Source organism: Streptomyces luteosporeus (genome assembly GCF_039532865.1).
GTDB classification, from domain to species: domain Bacteria; phylum Actinomycetota; class Actinomycetes; order Streptomycetales; family Streptomycetaceae; genus Streptomyces; species Streptomyces luteosporeus.
This window is the reverse complement of record NZ_BAAASL010000005.1, coordinates 215,952-235,096: the sequence shown is the minus strand read 5'-3', so window position 1 is coordinate 235,096 and position 19,145 is coordinate 215,952. Positions and strand designations below refer to the sequence as shown.

The window sequence follows — 19,145 nt, the reverse complement described above, 5'->3', positions numbered from 1 at the left end:
CTGTGGGCGGCAGCGGTTGGAAGGAGCACTACCGATGGGCGAGGGGTACGCATGACCGACACCGGCCGGTTCCCGGGCGAGGGACAGCCGGAGAACGCAGGCGCACTGCCCGGGCACGCCGCAGACCCTGCCGACACCGCAGCCCCAGCCCCCTACGCCTACCTCGACCACGACGCCGCGGACGAGGACGACCTGCTGCTCATGCCCGGTGCCCAGGGCGCCTGGAGCGAACAGCCCCCCGCCCATGGCGGCACCCACGAGACCGGCGGCCGCGACACCGGCTCCGTCGACTACACCGAGGTCCGCACCCCGCCGGCCGCCGCCCCGCCGCGCCGCCCCCTCCACATGGGCCCGCCCGTCCCGGAGCCCAACAGCGGCATCGTCCGCTCCCTCGCCGACCGCGGCCCCGCCGCCCCGCAGCAGCCCGTCGGCACCCCCGCCCCGCCCGTCGGCGGCGTCGAGTACGCCGAGCCTGGCGCGGAGCAGCCGGCGTTCGTACCGCCGCAGCCCGTGGGCGACGCGCCCGCCGACGCCCCCGCCGACGCCACGGCGGGAGCGGGCGTGCCCGCCCAGCGCGCCGCCGAGGTGCCCACCGTCGCCCCGGGCGCCGCCCAGGCCCTCGTCGACCGCGTCCTGCCCACGGTGGCCCAAGCGGCGCCCGTCGCCGGGCCGGATGACGCCCCGTCGGCGCAGACTGCCGCCGTCCCCGCCGAACCGGCCGCGGCCCCGCCGCAGGAGGCCCCCGCCCCGGCGATGCCCCCCGCCGAGCCGGTGGCCCCCGAGCCGGTGGCCGGGCCGACCGCCTCCGTCGCCCGGGGCATGGGCGTGGGCGCCTTCCTGGACGACCCCGTCGAGCCGGCGCAACCGCCGACCCCCGCCGTTGCCGAGGCCGCCGCGGTTCCGCCGCCGGCAGAGCCCGTCGAGCCCGCGGCTCCGCAGTCGGAGGCCCCCGCCCCGACTCCGGCCGAGCCCGCCGTCGTCGTGGCCGCCGAGCCCCAGGACGCAGTCACGGCGCAGGTCGAGGCAGAGCCCGGCTCCGCACAGCCCGCCCCTGCCGAGGCTGTCGCCGTCGAGCCTGCTCAGCCCGTCGAACCTCAGGCCGCAGCCCAGGTTCCGGCCGGGCCCGGGGAGCCGCACGCAGTGGACCACGCGCCGGCCGAGGGCGTCGCCGCCACCGCCGTGGTGTCCGCCGAGCCGCAGGTCGCGACCCCGGCCGAGTCCGCGGTCATGGATGCCGTCGCGCCGGCCGAGGCCCAGCCTGCAGCCCCGGCCCCGGCCGAGCCGGTCGGCTCTGTTGCCGCCGAGCCGCAGGCCGTCGCCCCGGCCGAGCCCGCCGTCGTGGATGCTGTCGCGCCGGCCGAGGCGCAGGCCGCAGTTCCGGCTCCGGCCGAGCCGGTTGCCGCCGAGCCGACCGAGCCGCAGCCTGCGGCCCCGGCCGAGCCCGCCGTCGTGGAAGCTGTCGCGCCGGTCGAGGCCCAGGCTGACGTTCCGACTCCGGCCGAGCCGGTGGCGGCCGCCCCGGCCGAGCCGCAGGCCACGGCCCCGGTCCCGGCCGAGCCGGTGGAGGTTGTCGCCGCCGCGCCCGAGGAGCCGCAGGCCGAGCCTGCCCCCCCGGCCCAAGCGGCCGTCGCGGCACCGGCCGAGCCGGTCGAGCCTGCTGCCGTCGCATCGGCGCAGCCGCAGGCTGCTGCCGTCGCCCCGGCCGAAGCCGCCCCTGTTGCGCCCGTCGAGCCGCAGGCCGCGGCCCCGGTCGTGGGCGCTGTCGCCGAGCCCGCCGCGCCGGCCGAGTCCCAGGTCGCAGCCCCCGCTCCGGCCGAGGTTGCCACCGCCGAGGCCGTCCCGGCCCCGGCCGCCGAGCCTGCTTCGGCAGACGTGGCGGCACCGGCGGATGTGCCCGCCACGGGCGCCGTGCCCGCACAGGCCGCACCGGCACCGGCGGACGCGTCCGCACCGGCCGCCGATGCCGCTCCGGCCACCGACCCGGCACCGGCAGAGGCACACCCACCGGTCGCCGAGGCGCCCCCGGCCATTGACCCTGCGTCGGCAGATGCAGCCGCACCGGCTGCCGTGCCCGCACCGGCAGACGCACCGGCCCCGGTCGCCGAGGCCGACCTGGCCACTGGCAGCCCTGCGCCGGCGGACGCGCCTGCCACGAGCGCTGTGCCCGCCCCCGCGCCGGCAGACGCACCCGCCCCGGTCGCCGAGGCCGAGCCGCCCGCCGACGGCCCGCGCGTACGGCTCATCGACGAGCCGGACACCGAGGCCCCCGCCCAGCCCGGGCCGGAGGCCGACGCCGCGGCCGTCGTCGCCGAGCCCGAGCCGGAGGCGGCGCCGCCCGCCGGCCCCCCGGCCGAAGGGTTCGGGGACGCCGAGCGTGCCGCCGTGCACCGGGTGATGCGCGAACGGCGCGACATCCGCAACGGCTTCCGCCCCGACCCCATCCCGCACGAGGTGCTGCTGCGCGTGCTGGAGGCCGCGCACACCGCGCCCAGCGTCGGGCACTCCCAGCCGTGGGACTTCGTCGTCATCCGTTCGGCGGAGACCCGCCGGGCGATGCACGAGCTGGCGACCCGTCAGCGCGAGGCGTACGCCAAGTCGCTGCCCAAGGGCCGGGCCAAGCAGTTCAAGGAAATGAAGATCGAGGCGATCCTCGAGACGCCCGTCAACATCGTCGTCACCGCCGACCCCACCCGGGGCGGCCGGCACACCCTGGGCCGGCACACCCAGCCGCAGATGGCGCCGTACTCCTCCGCGCTGGCCGTCGAGAACCTCTGGCTCGCCGCCCGCGCCGAGGGCCTCGGCGTGGGCTGGGTCAGCTTCTTCGACGAGCGCGAGATGGTGCGCGCCCTCGGTCTGCCCGAGCACCTGGAGGTCGTCGCCTACCTGTGCGTCGGGTACGTCGACGAGTTCCCGGGCGAGCCGGAGCTGATGCAGGCCGGCTGGTCGAAGCGCCGTCCGCTGTCGTGGGTCGTGCACGAGGAGGAGTACGGGCGCCGGGCCCTGCCCGGTGAGGAGCCGCACGACCTGCTCGCGGAGACCCTGCGCGGCATCCGTCCGCTGGACGCCAAGGCGCTCGGCGAGGCGTGGGAGCGGCAGAAGCGCATGACGAAGCCGTCGGGCGCGCTCGGCATGCTGGAGATCATTTCGGCGCAGCTGTGCGGCCTGTCCCGCAAGTGCCCGCCGCCGATCCCCGAGCCCGCGGCCGTCGCGATCTTCGCCGGGGACCACGGCGTCCACCACCAGGGCGTCACGGCCTGGCCCCAGGAGGTCACCTCCCAGATGGTGGCCAACTTCCTGGGCGGCGGCGCGGTGTGCAACGCCTTCGCCAACCAGGTGGGGGCCGAGGTGTGCGTGGTCGACGTCGGCGTCGCCTCGGAGCTGCCGACGACGCCGGGGCTGCTGCCGCGCAAGGTCCGGGCCGGTACGAACGACTTCACCACCGGCCCCGCGATGACCCGCGAGGAGGCGCTGCGCGCGGTCGAGGTGGGCATCGAGACCGCCCGCGACCTCGTCACGGCCGGCAACAAGGCCCTGCTCACCGGTGAGATGGGCATCGCCAACACCACGGTGTCCGCGGCGCTCATCTCCGTCTACACCGGCGCCGACCCGGCGGAGATCACCGGGCGTGGCACCGGCATCAACGACGAGATGCACGCCCGCAAGATCGACGTGGTGCGCCGGGCCCTGGAGCTGCACCAGCCCGACCCGGGCGACCCCCTCGGCGTCCTCGCCGCCATCGGCGGCCTGGAGCACGCGGCGCTCGTCGGCCTCATCCTCGGCGGCGCGTCGCTGCGTACGCCGGTGATCCTCGACGGCGTCAGCGCCGGTGCCGCGGCCCTCGTGGCCCGGGCCGTCGCGCCGGAGGCGCTGGCCGCGTGCATCGCGGGCCACCGCAGCGCGGAGCCGGGGCACGTGGCGGCGCTGACGAAGCTGGGCCTGCGCCCGCTGGTGGACCTGGACCTGCGCCTCGGCGAGGGAACGGGTGCGCTGCTGGCGCTGCCGGTCGTGCAGAGCGCTGCGCGGGCGATGCACGAGGTGGCGACGTTCGACAAGGCCGGGGTCAGCGAGAAGGGCTGACGCCGGTGCGCCGGCCGGTGGGCGATCGTTCCGGCCCGCGGAACGATTGCCCACCAGCACGCCGGCCCCTTTAGGGTGTCCCCACCAGCGCATTTGTCAGAGGAGCCCGCACCATGGCAGAGCCTTTGCCCTATCCCGTCGGACTGCGTCTCGCCGGTCGCCGCGTCGTCGTGCTCGGCGGCGGTCAGGTCGCCCAGCGCCGGTTGCCGGGCCTGGTGGCCGCCGGAGCCGACGTGCTCCTCGTCTCGCCCTCCGTCACCCCCTCCGTCGAGGCCATGGTCACGGCGGGCGAGGTGCGTTGGGAGCGCCGCCGCTACCGGGAGGGCGACCTCGACGGCGCCTGGTACGCGCTGATCAGCACCGACGACGCCGACGCCAACGCGGCGGCCTCCGCCGAGGCCGAGGCCCGCCGGGTCTGGGCCGTGCGCAGCGACGACGCCGCGGCGGCCACGGCCTGGACGCCCGCCACCGGGCGCGCCGCCGGGGTCACCGTCGCCGTCCTCACCGGGCAGGACCCGCGCCGCAGCGCCGCCGTGCGGGACGCCGTCGTCGAGGGCCTGCGCGACGGCACGCTCGCCGCCCCGTACCACCGGGCCCGGGCCAAGGGCGTCGCCCTGGTCGGCGGCGGTCCCGGCGACCCCGACCTGATCACCGTGCGCGGCCGCCGGCTGCTGGCGGAGGCCGACGTCGTCATCGCCGACCGGCTCGGCCCCCGCGACCTGCTCGACGAACTGCCGCCGCACGTCGAGGTCATCGACGCCGCCAAGATCCCCTACGGCCGCTTCATGGCCCAGGAAGCGATCAACAACGCGCTCATCGAGCACGCCAAGGCGGGCAAGGCCGTGGTGCGCCTCAAGGGCGGCGACCCGTTCGTCTTCGGCCGGGGCATGGAGGAGGTGCAGGCGCTCGCCGAGCACGGCATCCCCTGCACCGTGGTGCCCGGCATCTCCAGCTCCATCAGCGTGCCCGCCGCGGCCGGCATCTCCGTCACGCACCGGGGCCTGGCACAGGAGTTCACCGTGGTCAGCGGCCACGTGGCCCCCGACGACCCGCGCTCGCGCGTGGACTGGGCCGCCCTCGCCCGGCTCACCGGCACGCTCGTGCTGCTGATGTCCGTCGAGAACATCCCCGCCATCGCCGACACCCTCATCGGCCACGGCCGCCCCGCCGGCACGCCCGTCGCCGTCGTCCAGGAAGGCACCACCGCCGCCCAGCGCCGCGTGGACGCCACCCTCGCGACGGTGGGGGAGCGGGTACGGACGGAGGGCATACGCCCGCCCGCCGTCATCGTCATCGGCGAGGTGACGGCGGTCGGCCCGGCCGGACCGAACAGCTGACCTCCACCCACCACCCCACGGACAGACCGGGAAAGCACCACAGCATGGCCGAGCTCATCACCATCGACGACCCAGACGACCCCCGCCTGCACGACTACACCGGCCTGACCGACGTCGAACTGCGCCGCCGCCGCGAGCCCGCCGAGGGCCTGTTCATCGCCGAGGGCGAGAAGGTCGTCCGGCGCGCCCTGCAGGCGGGGTACGCCATGCGGTCGATGCTGCTGTCGGCCAAGTGGGTCGAGGTGATGCGGGACGTCATCGAGGAGTCCGAGGCCCCGGTCTACGTCGTCACGCCCCGGCTGGCCGAGCAGGTGACGGGCTATCACGTCCACCGCGGCGCCCTGGCCTCGATGCAGCGCAGGCCCCTGCCGGCCGCCGGCGACCTGCTCACCACCGCCCGCCGCGTGGTGGTGATGGAACGCGTCAACGACCACACCAACATCGGTGCCATCTTCCGCAGCGCCGCGGCCCTCGGCATGGACGCCGTGCTCCTCTCCCCGGACTGCGCCGACCCCCTCTACCGGCGCTCGGTGAAGGTCTCCATGGGCGCCGTCTTCTCCGTCCCCTACGCCCGGCTGGAGGACTGGCCGCGCGACCTGGAGACCGTGCGCGGGGCGGGCTTCAAGGTCCTCGCCCTGACCCCCGACGAGCGGGCCACCCCCATGGACGACGCCGCCCCGCACCGGCTGGAGCGGGTGGCCCTGATGCTGGGCGCCGAGGGCGACGGCCTGACCCCCCGCGCCCTGCGCGCGGCGGACGAATGGGTGCGCATCCCGATGGCCCACGGCGTGGACTCCCTCAACGTGGGCGCCGCGGCGGCGGTGGCCTTCTACGCGGTCACCGCAGGCCGTCCGGTGGCCTGACGCCCCGTAAGGGGCGCGGGGCAGTGTCGATCTGCGGCTGTCGCCGCGTGGGCGCGATCGGCCACCGACGGCCCCCAGCCGACACCGCACCTGCGGGCGCGTCGTGGCTTGTCGCGCAGTTCCCCGCGCCCCTTACGGGGCGCTGTGGTGAGCGGGCGCCGTGCGGGCGTGGCCCTGGGAGTGGGAGGGGCCCTGGCAGCCCTGGGCCGCTGCGATGCCGAGCGCGACGAGCAGCGTGACCACCACGAAGACGATCAGCCGCTGCCGCAGCAGGCCCCGGTCCGGGCCCGTCCGGCGGGCGCCGGGGGCCGTGCGGGCCCCGGCGCGGGCCGCGTCGCGGCCGGGCATGGGGCGGGTGTGCGCCGGCCGGCCGGGGCCGGCCGGGGCCGGCTGCGCCGCCGGGCCGGCCGCCGCCGGGCCGGGGCGGGGCGTGGGGGAGCTGCCGGGGCGGCGCTCGGTGCGCTGGCGCTCGTACTCCGCCGCCCGGCGGGCCGAGGGCCGGTCGGGCTCGCGGCGCGGCGACGGCGGCCGGCCCTCTCCGATGCCGTGCGCCTCCCGGGCGGCGATCTCCTTCAGCCGCAGGGACAGCTGCAGCGTGCTGGGCCGCTCCTCCGGGTCCTTGGCCAGGCAGGCGTGGATGAGCGGGGCGAGCGCGTCGGGGACGGCCATGAGCTGGGGTTCCTCGTGGACCACCCGGTAGAGCATGACCTCGGAACTGCCCTGTCCGAAGGGGGAGTCGGCCGTCGCCGCGTAGGCGAGCGTGGCGCCCAGGGCGAAGACGTCGGTGGCCGGGGTCACCGCGGCGCCGCGGACCTGCTCGGGTGCGAGGAAGCCGGGGGAGCCGACCGCCGTGCCCACGTGCGTGAGCGTGCTGGCCCCGGTGGCCCAGGCGATGCCGAAGTCGATGATCCGCGGACCCTTGGGGGACAGCAGGATGTTGGAGGGCTTGAGGTCGCGGTGGACGACGCCCGCGTCGTGCACGGCCAGCAGTCCCTCGGCCAACGCGGCGCCGATGGAGGCGGTCTGAGCGGCCGACAGGGGCCCTTCCTCGTTGACCTTGTCGTGCAGCGAGGGCCCGGGCACGTACTGGGTGGCGAACCACGGACGGTCGGCCTCCAGGTCCGCGGCCACCAGCCGCGCCGTGCAGCCGCCGCGGATCCGCCGGGCGGCGGAGACCTCGCGGGCGAAGCGGGAGCGGAACTCCTGGTCCTCCGCCAGGTCGGGGCGGATCACCTTCAGCGCCACGCGCTGCCCGCGCCGGTCCGACCCCAGGTAGACCACACCCATGCCGCCCGCGCCGAGCCGGCGGTGCAGCCGGAAATTGCCGACGACACGCGGGTCCTCGCGCCGGAGCCGCATCATCGTCATCTTCGTCCCCTACCTCCGGTGGGGCTGCCCCACACAGCTGCCCGGCCTCTGACGTGGCACAGCTTACGGATTGACGGACGGTCGTGCTGCGAGGCCGCGCATGCGTCGGCGACCGGATTGCCCGTCACCGGCCGGTGGCGGCCACGGCCGTGCCCGGCCCGGTGCGGGGCGTCGCGCCGGGAACGGCCGGGACGGGGCGGACCGTCGCCCAAGCGCCCGGCGGGCCAAGGGCTTTGGCCGGTTCCGGCCCCTGCGCGGGGTCGTCCGCCCGGGCGGCGGCCGGGGGGAGTCGAACGTATGACGCGAGGAGGTACGGGCCCGGCCCGGCACCCCCGCACGGGCGGCCGCCGGTGCGGCCGGGAAGTGATCGAATTCACCGGGGGAGGGGCCTCTCCACCCCTGGGAGTACCTCGCCGGGCCGCTGTCATCCTCTCGGAGAACGCCGAGGGGTACGCGGGCATGACGCCGGGCCGGGGCGGCCGCGCCTAGGGTGAGGGGCAAGCGACGGGCACGCACACTCGTCCCCCGAGGTCAGGTGCCCGTCGCCCCACACGACGCAGGGGAGACGGAAGGAGCGGAGGATGCCGGACGTGGCGGGGCGCGGGAGCGCCCGGGCGCACGGTCACCGGGCCGTGGACGCCCCCGGCGACGGCTTCCCCCCGCCTCCCGCTCCGACCCGGCACCCGCTCGTCGCGGCCGCCATGGTGCTGCCGCTCGCGGCACTGCTCGCGGTCGTCTTCGGCGGCTGGGACGCCGTGGTCGCACAGGCGTCGTCCGTGGCCGGATTGCTGGGGCGCTGAGCGCCCCGCGGCCCGGGAAGAGCGGCCCGGGCCGGGCGATGCGGCCGGACCCCGTGGGGACGGGGGTGCGGCGGACGGCACGACGGGCCGGGTACCTGGGGAGGTACCCGGCCGTCGAGTTTCCATGGGCTCATCGGATGCGCAAAAGGCCCGGGCCGGAGCGTGGAGCTCCGGCCCGGGCCGATCGGTGTGCGCGATACTGGGATTGAACCAGTGACCTCTTCCGTGTCAGGGAAGCGCTCTCCCGCTGAGCTAATCGCGCGGGGAGACCCGTGCGGGCCTCGGTGGACGATACTGGGATTGAACCAGTGACCTCTTCCGTGTCAGGGAAGCGCTCTCCCGCTGAGCTAATCGTCCGGGGGTGCAGCGTGCGCGATACTGGGATTGAACCAGTGACCTCTTCCGTGTCAGGGAAGCGCTCTCCCGCTGAGCTAATCGCGCGGGTAGATCCATTACGGACCTGGTGGACGATACTGGGATTGAACCAGTGACCTCTTCCGTGTCAGGGAAGCGCTCTCCCGCTGAGCTAATCGTCCTTGGAGGTGGAGACGGGATTTGAACCCGTGTAGACGGCTTTGCAGGCCGTTGCCTCGCCTCTCGGCCACTCCACCAACGGAGTGGGGGTTCGGGAAGATCCCCCACATCGAGCGGACAACGAGACTCGAACTCGCGACATCCACCTTGGCAAGGTGGTGCTCTACCAACTGAGCTATGTCCGCAGGTCTTGCATCTCCGGAGCGCTTCCGCGTCCCGGCGACGTGTTGAACTTTAGCGGATTCCGGCGCCAGCTCAAATTCCGTTTGCCCAGCATGCTGCGCTGATCCTTCCCGGAACGCTCCCCACGGCCCCCGCGGTCCGCCGCCCGGACCCGCCCGCGCAGTGCCCCATAGACTCGATGACGTGCACAGCCTCCCTACTGCGCTCTCCTCGACGGCCTCCCCGATGGCCCGCTTCGGCGGCCTGCTCGCCACCGATCTGCGCGACGTCACCAGCGACCCGGCGGCCCTGGAATCCAGCGGCTGGTGGGCCGTGGTCGCCGACTTCGACGGCGGGCTGCGCTGCGCCCGCTTCGGCGACGTACGCCCCGCCCCGCCCCTGCCCGACGCGCAGGCCTGGCGCGGACCCGCACCCGAGGAGTGGACCAGCTCCCTGGACCGGGACGGCTACGTCGCGGGCGTGCGCCGCATCCGCGAGCACATAGCCGCCGGCGAGGTCTACCAGGCCAACCTCTGCCGCGTGCTGAGCGCGCCGCTGCCCGACGCCGACCGCGCCGACGTCGACGCCCTGACCGCGCTCCTGGCCCACGGCAACCCCGCCCCGTACGCGGGCACCGTGCGGCTGCCCGCCCACGGCATCGAGATCGCCACCGCCTCGCCCGAGCTGTACCTGCGCCGCACCGGCCGCACGGTGGAGTCCGGCCCCATCAAGGGCACCGGCCGCACCGCCGCGGACCTGCTGGAGAAGGACCACGCCGAGAACGTGATGATCGTGGACCTGGTCCGCAACGACCTCGGCCGCGTCTGCGCCACCGGCTCGGTGACCGTGCCCGAGCTGTGCGCGGTCGAACCGCACCCGGGCCTGGTCCACCTGGTCTCCACCGTCCGCGGCGAGCTCGCCGACGGCGCCGGCTGGCCCGAGCTGCTGGCCGGCACCTTCCCGCCCGGCTCCGTCACCGGCGCGCCCAAGGCCAGCGCCCTCGACATCATCGAGGCCCTGGAGAGAGCCCCCCGCGGCCCCTACTGCGGCGGCATCGGCTGGGTCGACGCCGACCGGGGCACCGGCGAGCTGGCCGTCGGCATCCGCACCTTCTGGATCGACCGCACCGCCCCCGGCGGCCCCGTCCTGCGCTTCGGCACCGGCGCCGGCATCACCTGGGGCTCCGACCCCGAGCGCGAGTGGGCCGAGACGGAGCTGAAGGCCGCCCGCCTCCTCGCGATAGCGTCGGGCCGACACCAGCCGGCAGGAGGGACGACACGGTGATGATCTGGTACGACGGCCAGCTCCGCGACGCGGACAGCGCCCGCATCTCGGTCTTCGACCACGGGCTCACGGTGGGCGACGGCGTCTTCGAGACGCTCAAGGCCACCGACGGCCGCGCCTTCGCGATGACCCGCCACCTCGACCGGCTCGCCGCCTCGGCCCGGCTGCTGGGCCTGCCCGAGCCCGACCGCGACGAGGTGCGCCGTGCCGCCGACGCCGTCCTCGCCGCCAACCCCATGCCGCTCGGCCGGCTGCGGATCACCTACACCGGCGGCGTCTCCCCGCTCGGCTCCGACCGCGCCACCCTGCGCCCCACCCTCGTCGTCGCCCTCGCCGAGCACACCCCCCGGCCGGGCAGCACCGCCGTCGTCACCGTCCCCTGGACCCGCAACGAGCGCGGCGCCCTGGCCGGGGCCAAGTCCACCTCGTACGCCGAGAACGTCGTCGCCCTGGCCCAGGCCCACCGGCACGCCGCCAGCGAGGCGCTGTTCGCCAACACCGTCGGCGCCCTGTGCGAGGGCACCGGCTCCAACGTCTTCGTCGTCCTCGACGGCGAGCTGCACACCCCGCCGCTGTCCTCCGGCTGCCTGCCCGGCATCACCCGCGCCCTGCTGCTGGAGTGGACCGGCGCCAAGGAGACCGACCTGCCCTTCGACGTCCTTCAGCGGGCCGAGGAGATCCTGCTGACCTCCTCCCTGCGCGACGTCCAGGCCGTGCACACCGTCGACGGCCGCCACCTGCCCGGCGTCCCCGGCCCGGTGACCGCCAAGGCCGTGCGCACCTTCGCCGAACGCTCGGCCGCGGACATCGATCCGTAAATCCGCATGACGTGCCGCCCCCGGGCCGGTACAACACCAGCGTGACCACCACGCTGCGCCCCACCGCACCGGAACTGCGCACCGAGGACGGCGGCAGGTCCCGCCCCTACGAGGTGTGCGTCAACAGCCGGCCCGTCGGCAGCCTCACCATCGCCACCGACCCGCGCTTCGGCCCCCGCTTCGGGCGCATAGCGGGGCTCGTCGTCGACGAGCGCGACCGGCACCGGGGGCGCGGCACGGTCGCCGCGCTGGCCGCGGAGGAGGTGCTGCGCGGCTGGGGCTGCACCCAGGTGTCGGTCGACGTCCCGGCCGTCGCCACCACCGCCCTGGGCCTGGCGGGCGCCCTCGGCTACGTCGAGCGCAGCCGCTCGCTGAACAAGCCGCTCGCCGCCCCGCCCGCCCTGCCGCCCGGCAGCACCGCCCGGCCCCTGGCCGAGGAGGAGTTCGCCGCCTGGCATGCGGCGGGCCGGGCGCAGTACGTGGCGGAGTGGGCCGGGCGCGGGGTGCCCGCGGAGCTGGCCGCGGCCAAGGCCGACCGCGACCGGGCGCGGCTCCTGCCGCACGGGGCGGGCACGCCCGGCGTCGTGCTGCGCGTCCTGCGCCACGAGGGCGCCGACGTGGGCACGCTGTGGCTGGCCCTGCGGGAGGAGGAGGCGTACGTCTTCGAGGTCCGGGTGGCGGCGGCGCACCGCGGCCGGGGGCACGGGCGCACGCTGATGCACCTCGCCGAGCGCGAGGCCCTGGCGGCGGGCGGCCGTGCGATCGCGCTCAGCGTCTTCGCCGGCAACACCCCGGCCCTGCGGCTGTACGAATCGCTCGGCTACCGGGCGACCGAGTTCCACCTGTACAAGATCCTGCACTGACGGCCCCGCGGGCCGCCCGGGCGATCAGCCCTGCGCCAGCAGCCGGTCGGCGATCTCCTCGACGCGCTCGCGCAGGCCCTCCTGGCCCTGCCCGCCGTCCAGCCGCTCGTCGCCGATGACGTACGTCGGCGTCCCCGTCACCCCGATCGCCTTGCCCTCGGCGTGGTCGGCGTCCACGGTCAGCGTGTGCCGGCCGTCGATCAGCGCCGTGTCGATCTCCTCGGCGTCCAGCCCCAGCTCCCGGGCCACCTCCAGCAGCACCTTCTCGCCGTGCGAGGCCAGGTCGGCGGTGCGGGCCAGCACCGCCTCCGCGTAACCCCAGCCCTTGCCCTGCTCGGCGGCCTCCTCCGCGGCCTGCGCGGCGGCGTAGGAATGCTTGTGCTTCTCCAGCGGGAAGTGCCGCAGCCGGATCTCCAGCCGGTCGCCGTACCGGGCGCGCAGCGCGCGGATGTCCTCCAGGGCCTGGTGGCAGTCGGGGCACTGCAGCTCGCACCAGACGTCCAGGACGACGGGGGAGGTGTGGGTTTCGCTCATGGGGCCAGTCTTCCAGCCCCCGGCGGCCGTCGCCGCCGCGGCCTCCGCGGCCGTTCGACCCCTAGGGCCTGTCCGGCGGATCTTCGTCACGCGGCACCACGGCGCCCCGTAGGGGCGCGGGGAACTGCGCGACAAGCCACGACGCGCCCGCAGACGAAGTGCCGGGCTTCGCCCGGACCGCGGGAGGTGCGTCGGCTGCGGGCCGTCGGTGGCCGGTCGCGCAGTTCCCCGCGCCCCTACGGGGCGCTGCCTGATCCGCCGGACAGGCCCTAAGGGTCCGACGGATATTTCCCCGGCTCGCCCGCGCATCATGGCCGCCCGGACGGCGGCAGGTGCACGATGGAAGGACAGCGCCCCGGGCAGGAGGAGAAACGATGCTGACCTCGACCGTATGCGCCGCGATCTCCGCGGCCGGCCTGGGCATCGCCCTGCTGACCGCCTACCGCCGGCGCTTCCTCGCCGCCACCCGCATCGCGGCCTGGGCCCTGATCCCCATCGGGCTCGTGCTGACCGGGATCACCGACTGGCTCACCGACCTGGTGCTCAAGCCGACCGTCTGGGCGGGCTTCGGCATCCTCGCCCTGTCGGCCGCGCTGTTCGCGATCAGCCGGGCCGCCGGGCGCCGGCGCTCCCGCCGGGCGGTGACCGCCGGTGCGCAACCGCCCGCCGTGGCGCCCGCCGCCTCCGCACCCGCCGCCTCCGGCGGAACGCGGCAGTCCGGGGCCGCTCCCGCCGAGGACTTCTCGGACATCGAAGCGATCCTCAAGAAGCACGGAATCTGACGAACTCCTCCTCACGAGTGACACGTTGGGCCTGTGCCCGACGTGGCTGCGTCATGATCTGGCGGCGATGAACGACGACCCCGCACCGATCGACGACCCCGCACAGCACCTCACCGACGAGCCCCGCGGCTGCCTGTTCGCCCTGTCCCAGCCACCGCTGATGTTCTTCCTGACCTTCGTCGCGACGCTGATCCTGCTGACCGCCGTGCACGACCTCTACCGCTGGTGACGCCGGCCCGCCCGGGCCTCAGTCCCGGCCGGCCTCGCGGCGGCGCGCCCGGTAGGCGGCCACGTGCAGGCGGTTGCCGCAGGTGCGGCCGTCGCAGTAGCGGCGCGAGCGGTTGCGCGAGAAGTCCACGAAGGCCCGCCCGCAGCCGGGGGCCACGCACCGCCGCAGCCGCTCCCGCTCGCCCTCCACCAGCAGGAACGCCAGCGCCATGCCGCCGTCCGCCGCCAGGTGCTCGGCGAGCGAGGCGCCGGGGGCGAAGTAGTGCACGTGCCAGGGGTGGCCGTCGTGGTCGGTGAGCCGGGGGGTGGTGCCCGCCCCGGCCACCAGGGCGTTGAGCTGCTCGGCCACCGCGGCGTCGTCCGGTGCGTCGAACGCGCGGGCGAAGCGCTCCTGCACGGCCCGCACGGCCGCCAGCTCCGCCTCACCGAACGCGTCGATGCCGACGATCCCGTGCCGGGCGACGAACTCCCGCAGCACGGCCGGGCCGTCCCGGCCGGGGCCGGGGTCCGCGCCGAGGTCGGTGTTGAGCAGGTCGACGACGCAGTCGAGCGTGCGCCGGGTGTCGTGGTTGACGATCACGGATCGTTCGCTCCCCTGGCCGGTCCGAGGTAGGGCGGCAAATGTTCGACCGCGGGGAGCAGACTCTAGCGGCTCCACAGCGCCACGGCGCCGCCCTCACGCTGGTGGCGTGACGACGGCGCCGTGGCGGGCCGTGAAGCGATGTCCTCCGGCGGAATCCGCCGGTTTCCTCTCACGTCCTGCGCGCGGCCTCCCCGAGTGGGCCGGCGCGCCCTTGATCAGCTCCTGCCCGGCATCAGCTCTCGGCCAGGATGTGCGAGAGCTCGGTGTCCAGGTCGAAGTGACGGTGCTCGGTGCCCGGCGGGACGGCGGCGTCGGTCCGCTTCAGGAACGACTCCAGGGCCCGCGCCGGGGCTTCCAGGAGGGCCTCGCCCTCCGGGGAGCTCAGCGCGATGCAGACGACGCCCTGGCCGTGGCTGCGGGACGGCCAGACCCGGACGTCTCCGGTGCCCGTGGGCCGGTGCAGGCCCTCCGCGAGGAGGTCCCGGGCGAAGACCCACTCGACGGTCTCCTCGGCTCCGGTGTGGAAGGTGGCGTGCACGGCATACGGATCGGCCGTGTCGTACCGCAGGCCTGCGGGGACAGGCAGTGACGATTCGCTCGACACAACGAGGCGCAGGTGCAGCTCGCAGCTGACCGTGGTGTTCATAAGCGCCATGGCCTTTCGCTCAGTGTGCGCTCGGGGATTCGCACGTCGGCGAAATCGACATGCCACCTACGGTGCCGTTGTAAACCCCTCTGACCGTTTTGAGGCTGTTCGGATACCTCGGACGGCCCAGTCGCCGCGACGCCGGTACCGCCGATCCGGTGAGATCCGGCACGTCCGGGTACGTTGGGCGCCATGAACGCGGAGAGTGACCAGCACCACGCCCCCGCCCCCGAGGGCGCCGAGGAGCCCGCGCGGGGGCTCGGCTCCCGTGCCCCGCACTTCGTCAGGAGGTCCCGGCCCCTGCACCTGAGCTGGCAGGTCGGCGTCTTCGTCGTCGGCCTCGCCGTCGTCGTCGCCGGCGTGATCATGCTGCCGCTGCCCGGCCCCGGCTGGCTGGTGATCTTCGCCGGCATGGCCATCTGGGCGACCGAGTTCGTCTGGGCCCAGCTCGTGCTGCGCTGGACCAAGCGCAAGGTCACCGAGGCGGCCCAGCGCGCCCTCGACCCCCGGGTGCGCCGCCGCAACATCATCCTGACCGTCTGCGGCCTGATCGTCGTCGGCGTCCTGATCGGCTTCTACGTCGCCGCCTACGGCCTGCAGCCGCCCTGGCGCGCGGTGCGCTGACCGGGCAGGGGCGGTTCTGCGCACCCTCTGACATGCGGTAATGTTTGCGGTGCGCCCGGGCGATTAGCTCAGCGGGAGAGCGCTTCGTTCACACCGAAGAGGTCACTGGTTCGATCCCAGTATCGCCCACCACACACCGAGGGTCCGCAAGGGAAGACACCCCCTTGCGGACCCTCGGTCCATTGGTGTGCCCTGACGTCATGCCGCCCCCGCGCCGCCTGCCCTCACCCCACCACTACCGCTTCCACGGCCGGTGGATCCTGCCCGCGCCCCCCGACGCCGTCTACGCCGCCCTGGAGGACGCCGACGGCTACCCCGCCTGGTGGCCCCAGGTCCGCGAGGTGCGCCGCCTCGACGACGTCACCGGCGTCCTGCGCATCCGCTCGGTCCTGCCCTACGACCTCGTCGTCACCGCCCGCGAGACCCGCCGCGACCCGGGCGACCGCACCCTGGAGATCGTCATGTGCGGCGACCTCGACGGCTGGGCCGCCTGGAACGTCGTGCCGCACGGCGCCGGCGGCAGCGCCGCCCGCTTCGAGGAGGACGTCGAGGTGCGCAAACCCCTGCTGCGCCGCCTCGCCGTGCCCTGCCGCCCCCTGTTCACCGCCAACCACGCCTGGATGATGCGCGCCGGGCACCGCGGCCTGCGCGCCCTGCTGGCGGGCCCGGGCCGGGGGATTTGATGACCGGCCGCCGCGCCCTGTATTGTTCACTGCGTTGCCGGGGGAGACCACGGCAGCGGATCCCGGGCGATTAGCTCAGCGGGAGAGCGCTTCGTTCACACCGAAGAGGTCACTGGTTCGATCCCAGTATCGCCCACCGCCACAAGGCCGGTCCGTCAACCGACGGGCCGGCCTTGCGCGTTGTCGTCCTCAGTAGTCGTACGTCGCAGTCACACTTCGCAGTCACGCTTCGCAGGGTCTGCTCCGGGCGGCCTCCTCAGGCCGCGGCCGGCATCAGCGGACGCAGCGGCCACGCCGGATCGCACTCCTCGTCCGAGCCGTTGCGGGCGAACCACGCCTGCAGCCCCCGCGCCTGCGCCGCATGCCACACCGCCTGCCGCGCGTGCAGCTCCGCCGGGCTCAGCCGCTCCAGCCGTGAGGCGAAGCGCCGCCCCACCGTCCGCACCACCTCCAGCGCGGCCAGCGCGTCGGCCGCCGCATCGTGCGCCCCGTGCAGCTCCACCCCGTAATGGGCGCACAGGTCCGTCAGCGTGCGGCGGCCCTTGCGGTAGCGGTCCAGGTGGCGGTCCAGCACCCACGGGTCCAGCACGCACAGCGGCGCACCCCCCAGGTACCCCGCCAGCGACGACGCCCGGTGCCGGCGCAACTCCCGGTCCAGCAGCGTCAGGTCGAACGGCGCGTTCATCACCACCAGGGGTATGCCCCGGGCCGCGTGCGCCGCCAGCCCCCGGGCCACCTCCTCCATCACCGGCGCCGGCCAGCGCCCGTGGTGCTGCAGGTGCTCCTCGCTCAACCCGTGTATCGCCGTGGCCTCCTCGGGCACCGGCACCCCCGGGTTCACCAGCCACCGCGTGGTCACCGGAGCGGCCCCGGCCTGCGACTGCGTGACGAACGCCGCCGAGACGATCCGGTCCCGTTCCACGTCCACACCGGTCGTCTCGGTGTCGAAGGCGGCGAGCGGCCCCTCGAACCAGCACGGCATGACCCAACTCCTCGCATCTGTACCGAACATGGCGTGATTCCCCCTCCCCGCCAGGTGATACCCGGCCGTCACGCCCGGCGAACCGCCCCCGTTTGCCGGGGAGTTCGTCTGGAGACAACACAGATGTACGACCTGCACGAGACAAGGACCGGCGAGCCCGGAAGGCTTTTCGGACATGGCGCTCGCTCAGCCCGACCCCGCCCCCGACCGGACGGCCCCCGGGCACCCCACCGTCCCCCGCGGCAGCCTCGCCACCACCGCCTGCATGGAGATCCTCCAGGTCGGCTACCTGCACGCCGTGGCGGCCGCCGCCGGCTGCTCGCTCGCCCAGCCCTACCCCGACAACGGCATCGACTGGCACGTCAGCCACAGCGCCCCCGGCCACACCACCGACGACGAGGTCACCATCAAGGTGCAGCTCAAGAGCACCTACCAGGTGCCGCCCCGGCCCGGCCGCACCTTCCCGCTGACCCTGGACAACGACCACCTCGCCAAGCTGGCCCGCACCCCGGTCTCCGTCCACAAGATCCTCGTCGTGATGATCGTGCCCCGCGCCCGCCACGACTGGCTGCACGCCGGCCACGACCGCCTCGAACTGCGCCACTGCTGCTACTGGATCAACCTCGCCGGCCACCCCGTCACCGGCCGGCGCAGGACCACCGTGCGGATCCCGACCACGCGCGTCTTCGACGACCGCGCCCTGTGCGAGATCATGACCCGGGTCGGGGCGGGAGGGAGACCCTGATGCGCCCCAGCGACGACGCCCGCCCCCGCCCCCCGGACCCCGCGGTCCTCGCCGCCCTCCTCGCCCGCCACGGCTGGCACCGGCGCGGCGGGCAACCCGGGCGCTACACCCGCTGGACGCCGCCCGCCGGACCCGGCGCCGGCACCAGCCTCCTCGTACCCGACGGCCGCGCCTACCCCGACAGCGCCGACCTGCTCACCGAGGCCCTGGCCGCCCTGGAACACAGCGCCGCGCCCTCCGCCCGCGCCGTCCTCGCCGCCCTGCACCGCACCGCCGACGAGATCCACTGGTGGCGCGAGGTCCCCGAGAGCCGCGCCCCCGCCACCGCCTGGAGCGCCCAGGAGGAGCTGCGCGCCGGCGCCCGCGCCCTGCTGCTCGCCGCGGCCCGCACCGCCGCCGCCCGCGCCGCCGGCACCCGCACCGGCTTCCACGGCGCCCGCCACCGCCGCCGCGCCGAGACCGTCCTCGCCGGCCTGCTGACCGGCCCCGTGGACGACGGCCGCGAGCTCGTCGTCCACGTCCCCCTCGCCGACGCCCCGCCCGAGGGCGGCCGGACACTGGCCACCACCGTGCTGCGCGCCCTGCAGGCCGCCCGGGACGCCACCGACTACCGCCGCGCCACCGGCCGCGGCGACGCCTTCGACGCCGCTGTCGAGGCGGGCGTGTGCCGGGAGCTCACCGACGCCCTCGTCACCCTGGTCAGCGGCACCCAGGGGGTGCGCATCGGCGTCGAGTGGGCCCCGGCCGCCGGCCCGCCCCCCGGCTTCGCCGCCCGCCCCGAACCCGTCGAGTTCACCCCCGGCGACCTGCCCGCCCTGCGCGAGGCCGGCGCCCGCTACGTCCGCGCCGAACCCCCGCTGCCCGTGCACCTGACCGCCGCGGTCGTCAGGCTGCGCCGGGAGGGCCCGGACGGCGCCGGCACCGTACGGCTGCGGGTCCTGGCCGGCGCCGAGGTCGACCGGGTGCGGGCCACCCTCGGCGAGGACGACTACCGCCTCGCCGGCCACGCCCACCTCGCCGGGGTCCCCGTCACCGTCCGCGGCCGCCTGGAGAGCCGCGGCGGCTTCCGCCGCCTGGCCGACGCCCACGACCTGCTCCCCGCCCGGGTCGACGCGGCCGAGCGGGACCGGCTGCTGAAGTCCCTGCACTCCCTCCACGACAACCTCGACGCCGACTGACCCCGCGGATCCGCGCCGGGCCACCCGTAACCGTTTAGCGACCACGGTGCCGGG

Annotated in this window: 18 protein-coding genes and 8 tRNA genes; 15 read left to right on the top strand and 11 right to left on the bottom strand. The window is 75.4% G+C overall.

Annotation, left to right across the window (positions count from 1 at the left end; all coding sequences use genetic code 11):
- The first annotated feature begins 51 nt into the window (after positions 1-51).
- The 3 genes from cobT to ABD361_RS08245 all read left to right on the top strand — a co-directional run bounded on the left by cobT (position 52) and on the right by ABD361_RS08245 (position 6,277).
- A complete protein-coding gene (gene cobT, locus ABD361_RS08255) occupies positions 52-4,077 on the top strand; it encodes a nicotinate-nucleotide--dimethylbenzimidazole phosphoribosyltransferase (RefSeq protein WP_344434172.1) in 4,026 nt (1,341 codons plus the stop codon).
- Between the two features lie 113 nt (positions 4,078-4,190).
- Entirely contained in the window at positions 4,191-5,414 is a 1,224-nt protein-coding gene (gene cobA, locus ABD361_RS08250) for a uroporphyrinogen-III C-methyltransferase (protein WP_344434170.1), read from the top strand.
- 44 nt (positions 5,415-5,458) lie between these two features.
- Positions 5,459-6,277, top strand: a complete 819-nt coding sequence (locus tag ABD361_RS08245) for a TrmH family RNA methyltransferase (protein ID WP_344434169.1) — start codon at positions 5,459-5,461, stop codon at positions 6,275-6,277.
- Between the two features lie 132 nt (positions 6,278-6,409).
- On the opposite strand, the gene ABD361_RS08240 is transcribed toward ABD361_RS08245, so the two are convergent.
- The gene (locus ABD361_RS08240) at positions 6,410-7,645 is read right to left on the bottom strand and encodes a serine/threonine-protein kinase (protein ID WP_344434168.1); all 1,236 of its coding nucleotides are present in this window, start codon (positions 7,643-7,645) and stop codon (positions 6,410-6,412) included.
- 581 nt (positions 7,646-8,226) lie between these two features.
- Between ABD361_RS08240 and ABD361_RS08235 the strand changes: the two genes are divergently transcribed.
- Positions 8,227-8,445, top strand: a complete 219-nt coding sequence (locus tag ABD361_RS08235) for a hypothetical protein (protein WP_344434167.1) — start codon at positions 8,227-8,229, stop codon at positions 8,443-8,445.
- Positions 8,446-8,635: 190 nt separating this feature from the next.
- Here the strand turns inward: ABD361_RS08235 and ABD361_RS08230 are convergent.
- From ABD361_RS08230 to ABD361_RS08205, 6 genes are all read right to left on the bottom strand, one after another.
- A tRNA-Val gene (locus ABD361_RS08230) sits at positions 8,636-8,707 on the bottom strand.
- A 23-nt stretch (positions 8,708-8,730) separates the two neighbouring features.
- Positions 8,731-8,802 (bottom strand) — tRNA-Val (locus ABD361_RS08225).
- Between the two features lie 12 nt (positions 8,803-8,814).
- Positions 8,815-8,886 (bottom strand) — tRNA-Val (locus tag ABD361_RS08220).
- 20 nt (positions 8,887-8,906) lie between these two features.
- Positions 8,907-8,981 (bottom strand) — tRNA-Val (locus ABD361_RS08215).
- A gap of 1 nt (position 8,982) precedes the next feature.
- Positions 8,983-9,056: transfer RNA gene (locus ABD361_RS08210), tRNA-Cys, on the bottom strand.
- A 35-nt stretch (positions 9,057-9,091) separates the two neighbouring features.
- Positions 9,092-9,164, bottom strand: a tRNA-Gly gene (locus tag ABD361_RS08205).
- A gap of 223 nt (positions 9,165-9,387) precedes the next feature.
- Here ABD361_RS08205 and ABD361_RS08200 point away from each other — a divergent pair.
- Genes ABD361_RS08200 through ABD361_RS08190 form a run of 3 tightly spaced genes read left to right on the top strand, consistent with a single transcriptional unit; the run spans position 9,388 to position 12,106 of the window.
- Positions 9,388-10,425 (top strand): chorismate-binding protein, encoded by a 1,038-nt coding sequence (locus ABD361_RS08200; protein ID WP_344434283.1) that lies wholly within the window; start codon positions 9,388-9,390, stop codon positions 10,423-10,425.
- Positions 10,422-11,243 (top strand): aminotransferase class IV, encoded by an 822-nt coding sequence (locus ABD361_RS08195; RefSeq protein WP_344434166.1) that lies wholly within the window; start codon positions 10,422-10,424, stop codon positions 11,241-11,243. Before ABD361_RS08200 ends, ABD361_RS08195 begins: the two co-directional genes overlap by 4 nt.
- A gap of 41 nt (positions 11,244-11,284) precedes the next feature.
- Entirely contained in the window at positions 11,285-12,106 is an 822-nt protein-coding gene (locus ABD361_RS08190) for a GNAT family N-acetyltransferase (RefSeq protein ID WP_344434165.1), read from the top strand.
- A 24-nt stretch (positions 12,107-12,130) separates the two neighbouring features.
- Here ABD361_RS08190 and ABD361_RS08185 read toward each other — a convergent pair whose 3' ends face one another.
- Entirely contained in the window at positions 12,131-12,640 is a 510-nt protein-coding gene (locus tag ABD361_RS08185; protein WP_344434164.1) for a DsbA family protein, read from the bottom strand.
- 374 nt (positions 12,641-13,014) lie between these two features.
- On the opposite strand from ABD361_RS08185, the gene ABD361_RS08180 reads away from it, so the two are divergent.
- Positions 13,015-13,422, top strand: a complete 408-nt coding sequence (locus ABD361_RS08180) for a hypothetical protein (RefSeq protein WP_344434163.1) — start codon at positions 13,015-13,017, stop codon at positions 13,420-13,422.
- Between the two features lie 67 nt (positions 13,423-13,489).
- Entirely contained in the window at positions 13,490-13,651 is a 162-nt protein-coding gene (locus ABD361_RS08175) for a hypothetical protein (protein WP_344434162.1), read from the top strand.
- A gap of 18 nt (positions 13,652-13,669) precedes the next feature.
- Here the strand turns inward: ABD361_RS08175 and ABD361_RS08170 are convergent, their stop codons facing one another.
- Complete coding sequence (locus ABD361_RS08170; protein ID WP_344434161.1) at positions 13,670-14,230, bottom strand: CGNR zinc finger domain-containing protein; 561 nt, start codon at positions 14,228-14,230, stop codon at positions 13,670-13,672.
- Positions 14,231-14,465: 235 nt separating this feature from the next.
- On the bottom strand, positions 14,466-14,879 hold the full coding sequence (locus tag ABD361_RS08165) for an SsgA family sporulation/cell division regulator (protein WP_003959770.1): 414 nt from the start codon (positions 14,877-14,879) through the stop codon (positions 14,466-14,468).
- A gap of 192 nt (positions 14,880-15,071) precedes the next feature.
- Between ABD361_RS08165 and ABD361_RS08160 the strand changes: the two genes are divergently transcribed.
- The 4 genes from ABD361_RS08160 (at position 15,072) to ABD361_RS08145 (ending at position 16,322) form a co-directional block, all read left to right on the top strand.
- Positions 15,072-15,503, top strand: a complete 432-nt coding sequence (locus ABD361_RS08160; protein WP_344434160.1) for a TIGR02611 family protein — start codon at positions 15,072-15,074, stop codon at positions 15,501-15,503.
- Positions 15,504-15,560: 57 nt separating this feature from the next.
- Positions 15,561-15,635 (top strand) — tRNA-Val (locus tag ABD361_RS08155).
- A 68-nt stretch (positions 15,636-15,703) separates the two neighbouring features.
- On the top strand, positions 15,704-16,186 hold the full coding sequence (locus tag ABD361_RS08150) for an SRPBCC family protein (RefSeq protein WP_344434159.1): 483 nt from the start codon (positions 15,704-15,706) through the stop codon (positions 16,184-16,186).
- A gap of 64 nt (positions 16,187-16,250) precedes the next feature.
- Positions 16,251-16,322: transfer RNA gene (locus ABD361_RS08145), tRNA-Val, on the top strand.
- A 120-nt stretch (positions 16,323-16,442) separates the two neighbouring features.
- Here ABD361_RS08145 and ABD361_RS08140 read toward each other — a convergent pair.
- Complete coding sequence (locus tag ABD361_RS08140) at positions 16,443-17,168, bottom strand: 3'-5' exonuclease (RefSeq protein WP_344434158.1); 726 nt, start codon at positions 17,166-17,168, stop codon at positions 16,443-16,445.
- 175 nt (positions 17,169-17,343) lie between these two features.
- Here ABD361_RS08140 and ABD361_RS08135 point away from each other — a divergent pair, with 175 nt between their 5' ends.
- A complete protein-coding gene (locus tag ABD361_RS08135; RefSeq protein WP_344434157.1) occupies positions 17,344-17,913 on the top strand; it encodes a DUF4365 domain-containing protein in 570 nt (189 codons plus the stop codon).
- The gene (locus ABD361_RS08130) at positions 17,913-19,091 is read left to right on the top strand and encodes a hypothetical protein (protein ID WP_344434156.1); all 1,179 of its coding nucleotides are present in this window, start codon (positions 17,913-17,915) and stop codon (positions 19,089-19,091) included. Before ABD361_RS08135 ends, ABD361_RS08130 begins: the two co-directional genes overlap by 1 nt.
- Positions 19,092-19,145: the final 54 nt, after the last annotated feature.

Bases quoted from the DNA above. Each gene is read 5' to 3' on its own strand.
- cobT (WP_344434172.1), top strand. From the start codon at position 52: ATGACCGACACCGGCCGGTTCCCGGGCGAGGGACAGCCGGAGAACGCA.
- cobA (WP_344434170.1), top strand. From the start codon at position 4,191: ATGGCAGAGCCTTTGCCCTATCCCGTCGGACTGCGTCTCGCCGGTCGC.
- ABD361_RS08245 (WP_344434169.1), top strand. From the start codon at position 5,459: ATGGCCGAGCTCATCACCATCGACGACCCAGACGACCCCCGCCTGCAC.
- ABD361_RS08240 (WP_344434168.1), bottom strand. From the start codon at position 7,645: ATGACGATGATGCGGCTCCGGCGCGAGGACCCGCGTGTCGTCGGCAAT.
- ABD361_RS08235 (WP_344434167.1), top strand. From the start codon at position 8,227: ATGCCGGACGTGGCGGGGCGCGGGAGCGCCCGGGCGCACGGTCACCGG.
- ABD361_RS08200 (WP_344434283.1), top strand. From the start codon at position 9,388: ATGGCCCGCTTCGGCGGCCTGCTCGCCACCGATCTGCGCGACGTCACC.
- ABD361_RS08185 (WP_344434164.1), bottom strand. From the start codon at position 12,640: ATGAGCGAAACCCACACCTCCCCCGTCGTCCTGGACGTCTGGTGCGAG.
- ABD361_RS08180 (WP_344434163.1), top strand. From the start codon at position 13,015: ATGCTGACCTCGACCGTATGCGCCGCGATCTCCGCGGCCGGCCTGGGC.
- ABD361_RS08175 (WP_344434162.1), top strand. From the start codon at position 13,490: ATGAACGACGACCCCGCACCGATCGACGACCCCGCACAGCACCTCACC.
- ABD361_RS08165 (WP_003959770.1), bottom strand. From the start codon at position 14,879: ATGAACACCACGGTCAGCTGCGAGCTGCACCTGCGCCTCGTTGTGTCG.
- ABD361_RS08160 (WP_344434160.1), top strand. From the start codon at position 15,072: ATGAACGCGGAGAGTGACCAGCACCACGCCCCCGCCCCCGAGGGCGCC.
- ABD361_RS08150 (WP_344434159.1), top strand. From the start codon at position 15,704: ATGCCGCCCCCGCGCCGCCTGCCCTCACCCCACCACTACCGCTTCCAC.
- ABD361_RS08140 (WP_344434158.1), bottom strand. From the start codon at position 17,168: ATGCCGTGCTGGTTCGAGGGGCCGCTCGCCGCCTTCGACACCGAGACG.
- ABD361_RS08135 (WP_344434157.1), top strand. From the start codon at position 17,344: ATGGCGCTCGCTCAGCCCGACCCCGCCCCCGACCGGACGGCCCCCGGG.
- ABD361_RS08130 (WP_344434156.1), top strand. From the start codon at position 17,913: ATGCGCCCCAGCGACGACGCCCGCCCCCGCCCCCCGGACCCCGCGGTC.